Source organism: Halalkalibacterium halodurans (genome assembly GCF_005671335.1).
Classification (GTDB): domain Bacteria; phylum Bacillota; class Bacilli; order Bacillales; family Bacillaceae_D; genus Halalkalibacterium; species Halalkalibacterium halodurans.
Window position 1 is genome coordinate 3,879,148 of the sequence record NZ_CP040441.1, and the last position, 16,627, is coordinate 3,895,774.

At 37.4% G+C, this 16,627-nt stretch carries 14 protein-coding genes; 4 read left to right on the top strand and 10 right to left on the bottom strand.

The genetic code is table 11. The features are described from left to right. Positions 1 to 5 precede the first annotated feature (5 nt). The 3 genes from FED51_RS18910 to FED51_RS18915 form a co-directional block, all read right to left on the bottom strand. Positions 6 to 1,694, bottom strand: coding sequence for a ribonuclease YeeF family protein (locus FED51_RS18910; RefSeq protein ID WP_233443855.1), 1,689 nt, complete (start codon positions 1,692 to 1,694; stop codon positions 6 to 8). A 735-nt stretch (positions 1,695 to 2,429) separates the two neighbouring features. Beyond that, the gene (locus FED51_RS21640) at positions 2,430 to 2,564 is read right to left on the bottom strand and encodes a hypothetical protein (protein ID WP_276403785.1); all 135 of its coding nucleotides are present in this window, start codon (positions 2,562 to 2,564) and stop codon (positions 2,430 to 2,432) included. Further along, positions 2,561 to 3,676: a response regulator aspartate phosphatase gene (locus FED51_RS18915; RefSeq protein WP_053430199.1), complete on the bottom strand. Its 1,116-nt coding sequence runs from the start codon at positions 3,674 to 3,676 to the stop codon at positions 2,561 to 2,563. Before FED51_RS18915 ends, FED51_RS21640 begins: the two co-directional genes overlap by 4 nt. Before the next feature lie 142 nt (positions 3,677 to 3,818). Here FED51_RS18915 and istA (FED51_RS18920) point away from each other — a divergent pair, with 142 nt between their 5' ends. Further along, positions 3,819 to 5,363: an IS21-like element IS643 family transposase gene (istA, locus tag FED51_RS18920; RefSeq protein WP_138090960.1), complete on the top strand. Its 1,545-nt coding sequence runs from the start codon at positions 3,819 to 3,821 to the stop codon at positions 5,361 to 5,363. After that, positions 5,363 to 6,127, top strand: a complete 765-nt coding sequence (istB, locus tag FED51_RS18925) for an IS21-like element IS643 family helper ATPase IstB (protein WP_010900090.1) — start codon at positions 5,363 to 5,365, stop codon at positions 6,125 to 6,127. The genes istA (FED51_RS18920) and istB (FED51_RS18925) overlap by 1 nt, the downstream gene beginning before the upstream one ends. A 359-nt stretch (positions 6,128 to 6,486) precedes the next feature. Here the strand turns inward: istB (FED51_RS18925) and FED51_RS18930 are convergent, their stop codons facing one another. After that, positions 6,487 to 6,681: a VanZ family protein gene (locus FED51_RS18930; RefSeq protein ID WP_175414360.1), complete on the bottom strand. Its 195-nt coding sequence runs from the start codon at positions 6,679 to 6,681 to the stop codon at positions 6,487 to 6,489. Positions 6,682 to 6,835: 154 nt separating this feature from the next. Here FED51_RS18930 and istA (FED51_RS18935) point away from each other — a divergent pair, with 154 nt between their 5' ends. Both istA (FED51_RS18935) and istB (FED51_RS18940) read left to right on the top strand, forming a co-directional pair. Further along, the gene (istA, locus tag FED51_RS18935; protein WP_134230280.1) at positions 6,836 to 8,344 is read left to right on the top strand and encodes an IS21 family transposase; all 1,509 of its coding nucleotides are present in this window, start codon (positions 6,836 to 6,838) and stop codon (positions 8,342 to 8,344) included. Beyond that, complete coding sequence (gene istB / locus FED51_RS18940) at positions 8,344 to 9,069, top strand: IS21-like element helper ATPase IstB (protein WP_134229558.1); 726 nt, start codon at positions 8,344 to 8,346, stop codon at positions 9,067 to 9,069. Before istA (FED51_RS18935) ends, istB (FED51_RS18940) begins: the two co-directional genes overlap by 1 nt. On the opposite strand, the gene FED51_RS18945 is transcribed toward istB (FED51_RS18940), so the two are convergent. From FED51_RS18945 to FED51_RS18975, 6 genes are all read right to left on the bottom strand, one after another. Further along, positions 9,046 to 9,399 carry a VanZ family protein gene (locus tag FED51_RS18945; protein WP_233443856.1) on the bottom strand — a complete coding sequence of 118 codons (354 nt, stop codon included), beginning with the start codon at positions 9,397 to 9,399 and terminating at the stop codon, positions 9,046 to 9,048. The genes istB (FED51_RS18940) and FED51_RS18945 overlap by 24 nt on opposite strands. A 71-nt stretch (positions 9,400 to 9,470) precedes the next feature. Next, entirely contained in the window at positions 9,471 to 10,637 is a 1,167-nt protein-coding gene (locus tag FED51_RS18950) for a nucleotide sugar dehydrogenase (protein WP_053430198.1), read from the bottom strand. 335 nt (positions 10,638 to 10,972) lie between these two features. After that, positions 10,973 to 12,385: a Coenzyme F420 hydrogenase/dehydrogenase, beta subunit C-terminal domain gene (locus FED51_RS18960; RefSeq protein WP_053430197.1), complete on the bottom strand. Its 1,413-nt coding sequence runs from the start codon at positions 12,383 to 12,385 to the stop codon at positions 10,973 to 10,975. A gap of 34 nt (positions 12,386 to 12,419) precedes the next feature. After that, complete coding sequence (locus FED51_RS18965; protein ID WP_053430196.1) at positions 12,420 to 13,967, bottom strand: oligosaccharide flippase family protein; 1,548 nt, start codon at positions 13,965 to 13,967, stop codon at positions 12,420 to 12,422. Positions 13,968 to 14,057: 90 nt separating this feature from the next. After that, on the bottom strand, positions 14,058 to 15,203 hold the full coding sequence (locus FED51_RS18970) for a polysaccharide pyruvyl transferase family protein (protein WP_053430195.1): 1,146 nt from the start codon (positions 15,201 to 15,203) through the stop codon (positions 14,058 to 14,060). 31 nt (positions 15,204 to 15,234) lie between these two features. Then, positions 15,235 to 16,569, bottom strand: a complete 1,335-nt coding sequence (locus FED51_RS18975; RefSeq protein ID WP_053430194.1) for an O-antigen ligase family protein — start codon at positions 16,567 to 16,569, stop codon at positions 15,235 to 15,237. Positions 16,570 to 16,627 lie beyond the last annotated feature (58 nt).

Consider the following 16,627-nt stretch of genomic DNA (forward strand, 5'->3'; position numbering starts at 1 on the left):
TCCTCCTAAGGATTTGGTAAACGATCCAGAATCCATTCATTGTTACCGATTTTATATTCAACTTGAAATTCAGTTGGACGATGTGAATCGCCTCTATACACTGGCTGAATCTTCACTTTTACATCTTTAGGTGGTACCGCTTTTAGCGCTTGTTCCCATCGCCTTTCTAGGGCCCTATACTCCCCGTAACGATTCAGGTTTGCATTCATCGGCACAAGATTATCTATATCTCCTGATCCTTTGAAGATCGAGGCTATCAAGTGACCACCGTCATCCCCCGGATTCTTACCTTCCACATTTCTTTGTGCGTAATTGTTACGTTTCGCAGCCCCTAGCGACAAGTCACCTTCCACATGGGTGATCCGTCCATGCCCATCTGTCTTATACAAATAACCCTCTGGTGTCATGTACTCGACATTCGACTTTAACACTTTCTTCCGATCCACGCGCGTATAATGATCACCATATTCCACACGGTTGCTGATTCTTGTAGCCCCGGCGAAATTGTCAGACCCTTTTACTATGTTCTTGAGTGTTCGTCCCCCGACCTTGCCGATACCTCCAAGAAAAATACTAGCAGCTGCTATTCCCCGATCCCATTCGTCTAACTCCTGTCCCGTGATCAGATCGACTCCTAACGAAGCTTCTTGAGCCGCTTTGGCATTCCCAATGAATGGCGCAAAGTCAAGCAAAAACGAGAACGTTCGCAGCGGATCATGTGCCTCTTCTCTTTCCCTAATCTCTCGTATAGCTTCAGCTGCACGCTCCACTGTCTCTTTATCCCCTGAGTAATGAGCGTTTGCATAAGCCCAAATGCTTTGCTCTCGAACAGGGGACGCCCGTGCCACGTTAAACAAGCTCGTAAGCGGTAACGACTTGATCCTATCGGAGAACCAGTTCTGATGGTGAGATAGATCAAATACTTTCATTATACTATGCATGGTGTCATACTTAAAATGAAGCGGAAAGTTATTTGCGTACTGAATGAATGGATTTGGAGTTGAGAGTTTCACACTTACTTCCGGCGCTTTCTCATGCAAGGTCGCGTTGTTGGCGAAATACCCGCCTACCTCCATGATACTCACACCCTTCATCGTCACGCCACCAGTAACAGTCCAGTCTAGCACCTGTCGGATCGTCGCTTTTAATTCATCCATCTTCGTTCGTACCTGTGCCATTAATTCGACACCTGCTTGGTCGAGGTCATATAACCCTTCTAGCACCGTATCTGCGTGTTTGCGTGCACTATCGACGCTGTTGTATACATCGCCTGTCTGAAGCTTGCCAAGATGTAAGATGTGACTAACCTGGGCCGTTGCCTGATTAATCGCTGCCTCTCGTTCCTCTAACGTCTCTTCGTATCGATCGTACGCTTTTGGGAGCTTGTTTTTCCAAAAATTCTCCGATACAGAACCATTGGAAGCAGGCTCATACTCATTGATGTTCGCTTTCATTTTTTCGAGTGTGTCGCTAAAAGAAATCAAAAAGGCGCGAATCGAACGGATCGTTGGTAGCTGCATATGGGCATGATTATAGATGACTCCCTTTGCGCCCTCTCCTTTAAATGCTCCGTCCATGTTGATGACACGTGTGATTCTTGCTTCTGCTTCTTCGAAAACATCTCCATATGATTTTAACACTTTAATGTGTTCATCGAGTTCCGAGAGATGTTGGTTCACATCTAAGAACTTCATGTTGAAACCCCCTTGACCACTCAAAAAGATTCTGTCGATCATTATGGAATCAGATCAGTAGGTTATAGGAGGGAATGGAGGTCGTTCCTGTTATCATCCTTACTGGACTTATTCAAGTGCATATATAAGACGAATCGAATAACTTTCGGTTGATAGCAGATTCTCTCCTATTAGGCTACTATTTATCTCATGTTTTTACATAGAATAATGTACCATTTCCTATTTTATTTTCCACCAAGAAATGTTTCCTTCTACCTTGGATGTGTTATCGAAAAACAAGAAAATTACCCCGTGAATCTCACGAGGCCAACTAGGAATGTATCAAATTAAATGCCAGCGATGGGCTTCTCTTGTATAGTGAATCCGTCTCCTGAGCTACATTGACTTTGCAATTCTTGAGGGCTAGCAAAACTGAATAACAAACTTGCTGCAATGAGAGTTAAAAAGACACTTTTCATGCGCTCCCTACCTCCTCATATAAAGATGGAATTTTTTGTTGGGCGTTTAACCCTTCCTCGTAATATTTCGACGCCAATTGATGGAAGCCTTTTTTGAAATGCTGAATTTTATACAAATTTTACATGACTAAAAAGTCAAAATGAGATTAAGGTAAATGGTGGTCTTTCATCTGTTATTCAAATCGGAAACAAAAAAATACCCCGTGTATCTCACGGGGCTATCTAAGCTTGTACTAGTTGCTGATGCTTCCATTTTGACCAAGATGAAATACAATAATTAAAATCCACCTATTCTAGGCTTTTCAAGAGTGGTGAAGCCGTCTCCTGAGCTACATTGACTTTGCAGTTCTTGAGGGTTAGCAAAACTGAACAACAAACTTGCTGCAATGAGAGTTAAAAAGACACTTTTCATGCGCTCCCTACCTCCTCATATAAAGATGGAATTTTTTGTTGGGCATTTAGCCCTTCTTCGTAATATTTCGACGCCAATTGATAAAATCCTTCTTTTTTGTAAAAACGAGCCGCGTTAAATGCCAAATCTTCGACATCATGCCACAAACTTTGCTCTTTCAACACTTTTAGCCCTTCATCAATCGACAATTCTTTTTGGTCAAAATAAACAGCGTGAATAATTTCGAGCTTTACTTGATAGATTTTGTCGTTTGTTTCGTTTGCCAGTTGTACTGCATCCTCAAACCATTTTACTCCCTCTTGTAAGAATCCCATTTTAAATAAAACTCTGCCTAACATATATTTAATTCTTAAATAAGTTTCTTTTTTATTTTCTTGTGGAAAATCAAAATCAAGTGCCTTTTCAAAACAATCCCTAGCTAGTTCGAGTTTCTCTTGCACCTCATAACAGAGGCCTAAATTATAGTAACCGAGTAATTCGATAAATGTTTGATTAGAGTCTACTGCAATAAGAATCGCCTTTTTATACAACTTTTCAGCCGCAAGATATTGATTTAAATCTAATTTATTTGCCGCAATGATCATTTGAGTTAATGCGATTCTACTTACATAGTTCTCTTGCTTTAAATAAATATCTAATGCTTTTTCTGCATGGTTTATCGAAAAGAAATTTTGATCTATACTTTGATAGGCAACTGCAAGTTGAAAATGAAATTCAGCGTGTTCGATTTCGTCTGGAATCGTAGTGAGATGATTTTCTGCCTTATGATAAAGACGTATGGCATGGGTGAAGTTATTCATGTTGAATTCATAGAGGCCACTAAAAAAGTAGTAATAATACTGTAGAAGGTTGTCTGTATCTGCTCTCTCCGTCTGATCCTTAAGGCTTTCCAAAATGGTGCCCGATTCATCATATTGCTCGAGTAATAGCTTGTACCTTGAGTCAATCAAGTTGTAATACAGTAGGACATTTTGATCTTCCTCCATGTCATCCATGGCTTTCTGAAGATCGTGTTTCATGATCGCCGCTTTTTTTATGTCTTGACGCTTGATGGTGTCATACCATTCATTTAGCCTATTGGCTACTTCACTACTAGCAACTCTTTCAACCATCGGAACCCCTTGTAAACGCTAGAATGAAGTTGACAGTTTTTGCTCGATAAGATTTTACACTTTTGCTCAATCAACCTACTACTTTAGTAAAATAGATAGTAATGTTATTTTACTGGGGGTTAGGGTTTTGGAGGAGAAGTTAGTGTTATATGTAAAGATCCATGAATTACGTAAGAGAAAGTTTAAAGTAGCACAAATCGCTAAGGAGCTGAAAGTTTCAAGACCGACTGTCTATAAGTATTTAGACATGACATTTGATGAAGCAAAAGCATACACTGAACAACCTTTAGGGAAGAAGAGAAAACTAGATCCCTACAAAGACTGGATCCTTGCTTGGCTAGAAGAATACCCTCACCTAAGTAGTGCTCAAATTCATGATTGGCTTTTGGAGAGATACCCCGATCTTGTCGTCGGTGGAAGTACGGTGAGAACGTATGTGAAAGATATTCGTGAGGTTTATCAGATTGAGAAGAAGGCCATGGTCCGTCAATATGAAGCCGTTCCTGAACAACCAATGGGTAAACAACTTCAGGTAGACTGGGGTGAGACAAAACAGAAAACGACAGACAACAAAGAAATCAAGCTCTATTTCATTGCCTTTGTCCTCGCTCATTCCAGGCAGAAATATATGGAATGGCAGGCGCGTCCTTTTACGACAAGAGACGCGATTCGTTGTCATGAACATGCCTTTCAGTTCTATGGAGGACGAACAGAAGAAATTGTTTATGATCAGGATCACTTAATCGCAGTGAGTGAGAATGCTGGACAACTGCTTTTAACAACGGAGTTCCAACATTATGTGAATGAACGTGAGTTTAACGTTCACTTGTGCCGAAAAGCCGATCCGGAATCTAAGGGCATGATTGAGAATGTAGTGAAATACATAAAGGGCAACTTCGCAGACAGTCGAGTGTTTAGCGATATAGAAGATTGGAATAGTCGAGCACTACAATGGCTTCAGCGTACCGGGAATCATCAGGTTCATCAAACAACGAAAAAAAGACCAGCAGAAGTGTTTCTCCTCGAAAAGCAACACTTACAGCCAGTCTCTTCGTTACTTTCATATGAAAGTACCCATAACCAAAGTATAACAAGAAATGTAAGCAAGGACAACACCATCCGGTACAAGTCAAACCGTTATTCTGTCCCCCTAGGGACGTATCAAACAATGGGGGAGAATCTTGTCTGGATTGAAGTGAAAGACGAAGGTCAAAAGATGCTCGTCATTCGCAGAGAAGCAAAAGGTGAAGTCATTGCCGAGCATCTTGTGAGCTCAGAAAAAGGGAAACTCATTCAAAATCGCCACCACACTCGAGATCGCTCCAAAGGGGTTGAAGAGCTTAAGCAACGCCTCGTCTCTTGCTTTGAAGATCAAGGTCAGGCAGCTGCTTATTTAGATGAGATCAGCCAAAGATACCCGAGGTATCGTCGAGATCAATTTGCGATCCTCTATAAGATCATTCAACAGTATCCAGCATTCATTGATACTGTTTTGACAAAGTGCATGGCAGAGAAACTATATCATGCGAATGATTTTCGTGATATTGCTCATCACCTTCATACATTGCGAGATGAACCGATTGAAGAGGGACAACCCTTTTATACTAGCTCACCAAAGCATTCTCATATCAAAGCATCTACCCGTTCTCTACTTGCCTATACCAGCATTTTAGGAGGTAGAGCATGATGAACAAGACTGTGCATGAATTACAAGATCAATTTCGTCAGTTACGTTTAGCAGAGACGGCGGAGGAGCTGCCACAGCTTCTTCGCGAAGCTGAAAAAGCATCATGGACCTACCTGGAATTTTTAGAATCGATCACTCGATATGAATTAGCAAAACGTGAAGCAAAAAGCCTCGAGAAAAGAATGAAATGGGCGCGCTTCCCTTTCGTGAAGTCGTTAGATGAGTTTGAACTGAAAGGACAAAACGTTCTGACGGCTCGTCAGCTTTCTCAACTCCGAGAATTAAGCTGGCTAGAGCAGCAGTACAATTTAATCCTTCTGGGTCCCCCTGGTATAGGTAAAACACATATCGCCATTGGATTAGGACTTGAAGCTGTGTATAGAGGATTCCATGTTTACTTCGCTACAATGGGTGAGCTTGTGCAGCTTTTAAAGTCAGAAGAATACCTGAATAAATCTAAAGTTCAGCTTAAAAGAATTAGAAATGCCGACCTTGTGATTATCGATGATTTAATGTATATGGCGATGGATCAGAGAGAAGCAAACTTGTTTTTTCATTTGATTAACCATTTATACGAACGAAGTTCGATCATCCTGACTTCAAATAAGAGTCCAGAAGAATGGGGTCATTTAATTGGAGATCAAGGAATCACAACAGCTATTTTAGATCGCTTACTTCACCGTGTGGAAGTCATCCATGGTGGAGAGAATGAGGAAAGTCATCGCATGAAAAACCGGAAAAGCATTTTTTCAGCAGAAGTGTAAAAAGGAAACGAGCAAAAAGTGTAAAATTCGACTTGACGTCTACACCCCTCCCTTTATTGGATGTCGCGAAGCATAGATTTACCTACTTTCATCTTAAAGATAGGTATCTTTTACATCAATCATCAAAATTAGCGCACAATGTAAATAATTGAGAGGTTAGAGACGAAAAATGCCAAGTTGTGACCTTTTACGCCCTTGTCCATTAAAATACTTATATCTTTGGTTGTGTCCGATTATTAATAATATCGACAAAATATGGAGCTTTTTACAGCTGTGGAATTTAACAAATGTTTTAACAACAAAGGGAGAAAAAAGAGGAAAGAAAGAAAGCCTCACACTTTGCCCAAAATGTGAGGGAATTAGAAGGTTCGTCGTTTGTTTCCCAGTCTATGTTTCATGCGGTAGATGAAAATACCGACGAATGCGCCTACAGTATCAATGAGCACATCACGGATTTCCCCGGATCGCCCAGGAATAAAGAGCTGGTGCACTTCATCGGAAATGGCATACAGCATGCAAATAAGCAAAGCTAAGCCACTATTCTTTTGATTCAGGTGTTTATGGCAGAATAAAAATGTAGGTTATGGCATTCCTTTTATGCAGGCCCCCCGCGGGGGGCCTGCATAAAAAAAGCCACTTGCTAACACCCCAAAAATTCAATACACTTCCTGTTGGACCCAATAATCTGGCAGGAGGTAGTTTTAGGAGATGTTACAAGTGGACGAAATTAAGTATATCAGAAATGAAGTTAACTCAAAAGGGTATTCGTACTCAGATGTTGCGAGAAGAACAAACACGGATTTCCGCACAGTCAAAAAGTATGCCGATATGGACAATTTCCAACCGGAAAAGAAGAAGAAGAAAGCTCAGCCGGCTCCAGTAATGGATCCAGTCAAAGACATAGTTGATCAATGGTTGAGAGAGGATATGAAGAAGAAAAAGAAGTATCGAAGGACTGCCAAACGTATTTGGCAATTACTTAAAGATGAAGTAAGTTTCAAAGGTTCAGAGCGAACTGTACGCGGGTATGTCTCCAAACGGAAAAAGGAGTTATTGGAAGAAAGCGATGACGCTGCTCTTCCGTTGGAATCCAAGCCAGGAGACGCTCAAGTAGATTTTGGGGAAGCCCCTTTTAAAGTAAAGGGAAAGGTTATAGACCTGCCGTATTTGGTGCTTTCTTTTCCATACAGTAACGCATTCTTAGTTCAGGTGTTTGAAGCTGAAAATCAGGAATGTTTCCTGGAGGGCTTAAAACGGTTCTTCCATCATCTGCAAGGAGTGCCAAAAAGGATTCGTTTTGATAATTTATCCCCCGCAGTAAAAAAGGTTTTACCACAAGGAAAACGCGAGCTTACTGAGGGTTTCAAGCGCTTCGCTTTGCACTACGGGTTTGAGTATGAATTTTGTAATCCGGGTGCCGGCAATGAAAAAGGACATGTAGAAGCGATGGTTAAATATGCGAGGAATAATTTCTTCCTTCCGGAACGAACGGTATATCAGCTGGATAATTTGAATGATCGGTTATGGGAGGAGGCAGAAAAGGATCGAAACCGTCCTCATTATGAAAAGAAACAAGAAATTGCCAGGCTGTTTGAAGAGGACAAAGAAGCGTTAATGTATTTACCGCCGGAAGAATACTCTTGTGTACGCTATGAAACTCTCAAAGCAGACAAGTACGGCTATATCTTAGTAGATACGAAAAGGTATTCTACTTCCCCGCGCTTTGCCAATCAAAAGGTATTGGCTGGCATCACTTATAACAGGATAGATATCCTTTCGGACAACTATGAAGTGATTGTGAGCCATGAACGACTGTATGGAGAAGAATCAAAGTCGATGAAATGGCAGCCTTATCTGTACCTAATGGCTAAAAGGCCGACGGCGCTAAAATATACAACTTTCTATGATCAACTGCCCTTTAAATGGCAAACTTATCTGGAGGAATGTACTCTGGAAGAAAAGAAAAAGGCGCTTCAGTTACTCTCAGACCTTCTTAAAGACCATAGTCTGGAGACAGCTACAGAGGCCCTGGAAATTGCATCCGAGCGATGTCATCCATCCACAGAAACAATAAAGCAAGTCTTTCATCAGCTCATTCATGGCAGAGGCTCCAGAGAGACAGTAAGGCTAAAAAGTACAGTTCCAGTAATGCCAATAGCTGAACGAGGTATGAATCAATACGATGTCTTCTTCCAGCAGGAAAGGAGGAAGGCCTAATGCAGGAACAGATCCAAGAATATGCCAAGCGCTTAAAGCTAAGCTGGATTCGAGAGAACTACCGAGAGGTAGAAGCGGCGAACACAGAAGAATATTTACTGAAGCTCTTTGAAAAAGAAATAGAACAGCGTGAAGAACGAAAAATTAATCTTTTGTTCAAGGCGGCAACCCTGCCGAACGTATCCGGCAAACCTTTTGACTGGAAGGATATTCAGCTGGGGCAGGGGTTAAGTCAACAATCTCTCCTGGACGGTGAATTTATTGAATCAAAAGAAAACATGGTGTTTTATGGCGGCGTTGGTGCAGGAAAAACCTACCTTTCCACCCTCATTGGCATGAATGCGATACAAAAATATGGGAAACGAGTAAAGTTTTATACCATTGCTTCTCTAGCCAATGAGTTATTAGAGGCGAATGACAAAGGAAATCTCAATAAGCTGTTTAAGAAAATCGAGAAGCTTGATCTTTTAATTCTGGATGAGCTGGGATATATACCGCTTCACAAACATGGGGCCGAGCTACTCTTCCAGGTCATCTCCTTGTGTTATGAAAAGCGGAGTATTATCATCACTACAAATCTGCAGTTTGGGCAATGGAATCATGTATTTGGCGACCCTATTTTAACGGAAGCCGTGGTAGATCGCCTGATTCACCACTCTCATTTAGTGATTTTCGGAGGAGATAGTAACCGAATGAAAGAGTCATTCCTTTTGAACAATATGTAAGGAATAAGTGTTATTAAGTGGCTGCAAAAAGGCTTGCCGTTTTATGCATTTTTCTCTTGCCAAATACAGATTCAGGCGGGTTTGTCTTAAAGCATGAAACACGAGTAATCCGAGGGTAAAATAACTGAAAAAATGAGCGAGTTTACGGATAATCGTATGAAATTGCTCAAGGTCCAGCTGGACATGTGGGAGAAGTTGTTGAATCGCAGCAAAGAGAAACTCCGTAACCCCTGAGCTTAGTTTTGCTGAATCAGTGGCTGGTTGATGAGAAAAGGAAAAGATCAAGGTCATCCATAGAATGACAGCAAGCCAAGAGAAACGTTTATGCATATCGGTAGTCCTTTGCTTCTAAAATCGAATAGGAAAGAGGCCAAGCCAACTGGCTTAACCTCTAATTCGGCTTAATCACGGGTGTACAAGTCACGTGTATAAACTTTTTCCGCTACTTCTTTTAAATCGTCTGATAAACGGTTAGCTACAATGACATCAGACATCTTCTTAAACTCAGCAAAGTCTTCGATGACTTTTGAACCGTCAAATTCAGTTGCATCCAAGGCTGGTTCATAAACGACAACTTCCACACCTTTGTCTTTTAGCCGAGTCATCACATCTAGAATCGCGGACTGTCTAAAATTGTCGGAGCCCGTTTTCATCGTCAGACGATAGATTCCGACGATTTTCGGTTCCCGCTTCAAGATCATATTGGCAACATGATCTTTTCGCGTGTCGTTCGCATCTACAATCGCCCCAATAATGTCATTCGGCACATTCTCGAAGTTCGCGAGTAGTTGCTTCGTATCTTTTGGTAGACAGTAGCCGCCATAGCCGAACGAAGGGTTGTTGTAGTGCGTACCGATTCGCGGATCAAGCCCAACCCCATCGATGATTTGCTTCGCATCAAGCCCTTTTAATTCCGCATACGAATCAAGCTCATTAAAAAACGCCACTCGCATCGCCAAGTACGTATTGGCAAACAGCTTGATCGCCTCAGCCTCGGTCGAATCAGTAAACAATACGTCGATGTTCTCTTTAACTGCCCCTTGCACGAGCAGAGCCGCAAATATTTTCGCCCGTTGCGTCCGCTCCCCGACGACAATACGAGACGGGTGTAAATTATCATATAAGGCTGAACCTTCCCGTAAAAACTCTGGAGAGAAAATAATATTTTTCGTATTGAATCGCTCGTTCACTTCCCGCGTATATCCGACAGGAATCGTCGATTTGATCACCATCACTGCATTTGGATTAATCGACAACACGTCAGAAATAACCGCTTCTACAGACGATGTATCAAAGTAATTTTTTTCTGGATCATAGTTTGTTGGTGTCGAGATTACGACAAATTGAGCGTCTTTAAACGCTTCTTCTTTATCCGTCGTTGCTGTTAAATTTAACTCTTTCGTCGCAAGAAACTCCTCAATTTCACGATCGACAATCGGAGACTTACGATTATTAATCATATCCACTTTTTCTTTCACAATATCATAGGCAATCACGTCATTATGCTGCGCCAATAACACAGCATTGGAAAGCCCGACATAGCCAGTTCCTGCGATAGTGATATTCATTCGTTCCTACACATCCTTATGGTCTCGATCTCTTTTTTCCTGTCAGCCAACAGGATTTAAGGAAAAGCCGAAAAGAAAGTGCCCTATTTCTGGATAAGGACACCCGCTTCTACATTGTAATATGTTTTAAACCAGTCGACAAACTTTTTTAAGCCTTCGTCAATGGAGGGTGGGACAAATGAGGATATCCTTCTTTAGATGACTGACTTAAAATAATACGAACAAATCTTAGAAGTATTAACGAAGGGGTAATAGAAGTGTCTTACAAACCGAAAATTGAACAAAATAAGTCAAAAATCCACCTAGGCTCTAAGAATCATCCCCAGATATCCTTATTAATTTTTAAACAAATTACTAAGTTTTCTTTTGAGTTTTCTTATAGCCCTCACAGGGATAGGAGGTGCTACCATTTTGTTATAATCTTTAATAATCGGATCCATATGATTTTTAAAAACATTAAAGTCTTCAGCTTCTTCAGCGACTTTATAGGCTTTGAAACTTTCTTGTGATAACAGCATTCTTTTTTCATATATACGTTTTCTCTTATTACTCATTCTACTATTAGCCTCGACTCTTTTTTTAGGTCTCCATTGCTTATTTATATCTTTTAAATGTAGTCGGTATGCTAACCCATTCCTTCTGTGACGGAACCCACCAGCTTGAGATTGATAAACCTTCCTTGGACTTATTTCTTCGATATGAATATTATTTTTATTTTTTTCTAATAAGTTTTGTATAACTGGATTTCTTACTGTAATGATATTTGTACCTAGGCTATCTTTTGAGTATTCTGGTAACCATGCATCCCCTACAGTTACATCTGCAGTTTCTGCTAATACATCATCGCAAAATTCACACGCCTTATATTTAAATAGCCCATGCCCCCAATTAGTAGTGTATAGCTCTTTGGTCGGCGAACTTAAAACTACTTTTTCACCATTCTTTTTACCACATACTTCTACACCGTAATTATTTGCGGTTCTACCTTCCAATTTTTTTCTGAAATCAATTCTATATAAGTCATCTGGTTTGATTCCTAGTTCCCAAGCCATAGACTTTGCAAACATATCACTTTTTAAGTGACCACATACTAATCCAATATAGTATTTAATTCGCTCTTTAATTATATTATCTTGTTCTGACAATAGTCGAATAGATTTTATAAAACAAGGCAAACCAATTAAAGCATATCTGCCCTTACTTTCTCTTACTAATTGAATTACCTTAGACATTTCTATAGGATAATATTTTGATTTAGCCCCTTTGGATAGTTCTTCTAAACTGTTAGAAATTTGATACTCAAATAATATATTATTTTTACCATCTTTTGGTTTTACGTGTATAATTCCATCCACTAAGTTATTCTTTAGAAGTTGGGCAGCGATCCAATTCCCCATTCCACCAGAACTACCTTTTTTTCTAAAATCTCCTTCCTTTACATAGCCAGCATAATTTTTTATATAGAATCCTGTATGCTCATTAAAGCTAACATTATTAAACTCGCCAAAAACTTTCCTTCCTATTTCTGTTTCATTATTACTACTATTTGAAAATGGACACACTGATAAGACATCAGCTTCCATATTATCAGACTGAATAATATTCTTATTCATATAAGGTTTGTATGTACCATATTCATTTAATTGCATAGCTAATGGAGAATTATTTATGCTAGCACAAGTTCCGCACCCAATACAATAATCATTTTGAACAACAGTATTCATTAGTTCTTTTAAGTTATCATCCATAAACACACTTCCTTAATAAAAGTAACATTTTTATTTATAATTTTTCCTCTTTATTTTTATTCATAAGCAAGGCTATTTTACTTTTAAAACTTTTTATTATGGATACTAGTAAACTTTTTTCATAATCATTTAATGCAAAGTACCACATGATTACAAAATAAATCACTGAAAAAATTAATATTTTAAAAGACAAGAAAAGTATACTGTTTTCAGTAATGAAATAATTAATACTCCCCCCGATAAATAAAACTATTATAACTGGTACAGACACAAGCAAAATGTTTTTCCAGAAAAGGGGTATATTAATTCCGATCTTACGATTATAATAAATGTTCATTACAATAATGTTCCCTACTACTAATGAGACCGCCGTAGCAATTGCAGCACCAATTCCTCCATAATATTTTGCTAGTGGGATGGTAATAATAACATTAAAAAATGCAATTAGGATTAATACCACAGATCTAAAACCTTGTAAATTTTTCGCATACAATATTGAAATACCTATATTTTGTATTAGCGGGATAGATAACGGTACCATGACTATCATTACTATATAATAAGCTTTATTATAGTGGGTGCCTGCCCACAAATTAATAAATGGTTCTCCAAACAAAACAAATCCACTTAATATAAAAGCCATAATTACAAATTGAATTCTTCCATATTTGATCATTATATTAGTTAGTTCTTTAGCAGTAGCTTTATTTGCAACCATCATAGATACTTTGGGTAAAAATAAACCACTAAGCGATGTTGAAAATTGTATATAAAGTTTAATAAATAACATCGCTATTGCATATACTGCAACTGGCACAGTCCCCGCGACTACACCTAAAATAAATTGATCAGTATTCCAATATATTTGGTCTACAATTACACCTAAAAAAACAAAAAAAGAATAGCCTATAATTTCTTTTAGTAATTTATAATCTATTTTTTCAAAACAGAAATTTACTTTTAATTTTTTGATACTATATAAAGCATTAAATAACAAACACAAAATATTAACAACTGTAGTAATAACAACCATAGCAATAGAACCGTAACCAATAAATAATATTGGCAGAGTTATAACTGGTATTAAGAGCGAGCGAGTAATGGATACAAGTTTAATAACTACAAACTTCTCATATGCCTGCATAATAGAACCAAAGACTGTAAGAGGAAAAGATAGAGCAAAATTTATCATTAAGATTATCACCATTATTTTAGCCTTTTCTAATTCTGAGTCATTTAAGCTGGAGCCAAATATATTATCTATTTTAGTTATAAATAGTAAACCAATGATGACAGCTAATAATCCTAAAATAGAGAATAATATTAAAAATAGTCCATTTAACTTTGACTCTTCTTCTTCATTACCAATTGCTCTATTTCTGGCAGTAAATCTGACAATTGCATTATTCAAGCCCATATCCATAATATTAAAGTATGCTGCTATAGAACCTATAAGGGCATAAAGTCCGTACTCAGATTGACCTAATAGCCTGATCATTACAGGTGTATATAACAGCGCAATTAATATGCTAACAATTAATGATAGATAAGATAATATAGCTCCCGCTCTCATTTGACTCATTAAAAACAACTTCTTTCTTTACAGGTTACAGCTCTATTGAGATTAGAATCCCTTATTCATTATCCGCAAATCTAAGAATCGAAGTAAAGGTTAATTCTTACCGCCTAATGCCTTTGAAAGATAGGTCAATGTTTTATTTCTCTCGTATTCTAAAATCTCAGGTATATGTGAGAAGTCAATATTAAAGATTTCTTCATTCGTAATAATATTACTTGCTTTTCTAGAGTTTAAATCAAAGGTATTTAATAAGGTGTCAATTCTAGAATACATTGAAGGCGAATTGCCTTTTCTCTGAAATACTATAAATGGCGTCTCCAATAAAATAGAAAATACTGCCCCATGAAATGAATCAGTACAAAATACACTTGCAGAGTTTATATACTGTATAAACTCGCTCGGGCCTGTTTGATACGTTTCGCTGTCTTTTATATTGGCTAAATTAATAATTTCTAGATTATTATCTTTCACTATTTTATTAATTTCATCTCTATACTCTCTCGGTACTCCGCCTAGAAAATAAGTAAGTAAATATTTTGTGCTTCCCACATTTTTAGGCCTACTAGAAATAGATAGCCATTTTTCCTTGGTTAGCATCATAGTTGGATCTAGGAGGACTTTAGCGTCTTTACCTGTTAAATCCTTTATAATTTTAGCGCCAGCATCTTCCCTTACAGAAAGATGCTCTATCTCTCTTATCCATTTCTTATAATTCGATTGATATTTAAAAGGGATTTCAGAAACTCCAAAACTTGGAGAAAAAGCGATTCGCTTTTCTTTAGGTGCAAACGTTAAAAAGTAAATTGATGATCCCGACATATAATCAGGATTCCAAACTTGATCACTTCCAGTTACAAAATACTCATAATCATCTGCTAAATTACTAGGAATATTATTTTCATTTATACGAAAATCAGTCTCATTAATAAAATCCTTAGTGAATTTCTTAAATATTTCTGTTCTATTTAGCCTAGCCTTTTCAATATTTTTTTTATTAATTGACAACCAAATCTTTTTATTAATTTTATCCATAATTTCTACAAACGATCTTTCTTTAATACTATTATTTTTTTTAAATAGCGATCTATTCTTATCTTTTTCCTGATTTTTGTTAATATCAACTATTAACGTTTCAACATAGTAGCCAAATAATTTTAACACTTCTTGTACAGCATAATTTTGTAACCTGTTACCATAATTAAAATATCCATTTAGTGTTATAATACCTATCTTTTTCATATGATACCTCTCTTATTTCAAAAAAATATTTTTACTTTATAGCTAAATAAGATCTCTTATAAGATCCTCTTTTTATTAACTTTCGAAAAGAGAAAATCATTCCACAAGCTATTAAATACATTACAAAGAAACTATTATCATATAGTGGGTTTCCAGTTAATCCATATAACAAGAAAAAGGTTTGTATATATAATGAAAATATAACTCCAAATATCCAAGTACATGAATAACTGTCTTTCCTCTGACTGACCATCCGCGTTATTCTAATTGTGTATAAAAATGTCAAAAGAAACGGCATTAATATGAAAAAGGTACCGACAATTCCAGTTTCACTTAACAATTGCAGATATATATTATGGGTCTCCATCTCAGTTCGAACTGTTATATTACCTACAACAGTATCACTAAATTTTCCCCACCCTATTCCGAATAAAGGATTTTGCAAAAATATATCCCATGCATGTGAATATAGTAATGTTCGACTACTTGTTATATCCTCTCCAGCCATAAAGCCTTCAAAAGTCTGAATTATTCGTAAGAATAGAACCTGCCCGACATTAGCTAATTTTGCAAAAGCCATCACAAAAACAGCTACTAATACAGAGAAAAACGCAACTTTAAAGATTTTTTTGATTTTTTGATAATAGAAACGCGAGTATTGAATATAAACAAAAGATAATGAAAAAAACATGAATAATAAGTGAGCTCTTTTTTGAGTTAACAATAATCCTATCAATAAAAGGATAAATAACAATATTCCTTTTCTAAATCTCGTTTCTTTACTAACAATCCAACTACAACAAATTACACCCATTGCAAAAACAATAAACCCAGCTGTAAAAGCGACTTGGCTATTAAAGCCTGTATAGAGCCCTTTTTCCATTGTCTGCAAAATTCTTTCAACAATATTAGGGCGTAAATAAGTTAAAAACAGGCGATAATATAGGTTAGGGAACAAAAACGAAAAAATTACAGATAGTGCGTAAAAAACCCCCCCCCACTTAATAATGCTTATTGAACATTTATAATTTTCTATGTCTCCTCGAATTAGTAATGAAATAATAATTAATGAACTAAAAATTATCGGCCCTGCAATTTCTTCTGTAGTAAATGTACTGTTATGCAAGCCACCTAAAGCAACAAAAATAGCTAATATAAATAGTATATCAGTTTTATTAAAAGTATATTTTTCTTTTCTAGCTAATGCATTAATTACTAGGATACTTAAAAGTAAAACTGTTACAAACATTTGAAGCGAAAGACTATTAAATACAGAAATATATATATATTCAAATAACATATATATAGTTAACAATGTGATCCCAAAAGATTTTAAATTAATGAAAATTTCCCCATTAGTCCTCATTATTAGGGTCTCCTTCTAAGTCCGGGTTGAAATTCTTCACACCCTTCTGCACCTTATG

Bases quoted from the DNA above. Each gene is read 5' to 3' on its own strand.
- FED51_RS18910 (WP_233443855.1), bottom strand. From the start codon at position 1,694: ATGAAGTTCTTAGATGTGAACCAACATCTCTCGGAACTCGATGAACAC.
- FED51_RS21640 (WP_276403785.1), bottom strand. From the start codon at position 2,564: ATGAAAAGTGTCTTTTTAACTCTCATTGCAGCAAGTTTGTTGTTCAGT.
- FED51_RS18915 (WP_053430199.1), bottom strand. From the start codon at position 3,676: ATGGTTGAAAGAGTTGCTAGTAGTGAAGTAGCCAATAGGCTAAATGAA.
- istB (WP_010900090.1), top strand. From the start codon at position 5,363: ATGAACAAGACTGTGCATGAATTACAAGATCAATTTCGTCAGTTACGT.
- istA (WP_134230280.1), top strand. From the start codon at position 6,836: ATGTTACAAGTGGACGAAATTAAGTATATCAGAAATGAAGTTAACTCA.
- istB (WP_134229558.1), top strand. From the start codon at position 8,344: ATGCAGGAACAGATCCAAGAATATGCCAAGCGCTTAAAGCTAAGCTGG.
- FED51_RS18945 (WP_233443856.1), bottom strand. From the start codon at position 9,399: ATGCATAAACGTTTCTCTTGGCTTGCTGTCATTCTATGGATGACCTTG.
- FED51_RS18950 (WP_053430198.1), bottom strand. From the start codon at position 10,637: ATGAATATCACTATCGCAGGAACTGGCTATGTCGGGCTTTCCAATGCT.
- FED51_RS18960 (WP_053430197.1), bottom strand. From the start codon at position 12,385: ATGGATGATAACTTAAAAGAACTAATGAATACTGTTGTTCAAAATGAT.
- FED51_RS18965 (WP_053430196.1), bottom strand. From the start codon at position 13,967: ATGAGTCAAATGAGAGCGGGAGCTATATTATCTTATCTATCATTAATT.
- FED51_RS18970 (WP_053430195.1), bottom strand. From the start codon at position 15,203: ATGAAAAAGATAGGTATTATAACACTAAATGGATATTTTAATTATGGT.
- FED51_RS18975 (WP_053430194.1), bottom strand. From the start codon at position 16,569: ATGAGGACTAATGGGGAAATTTTCATTAATTTAAAATCTTTTGGGATC.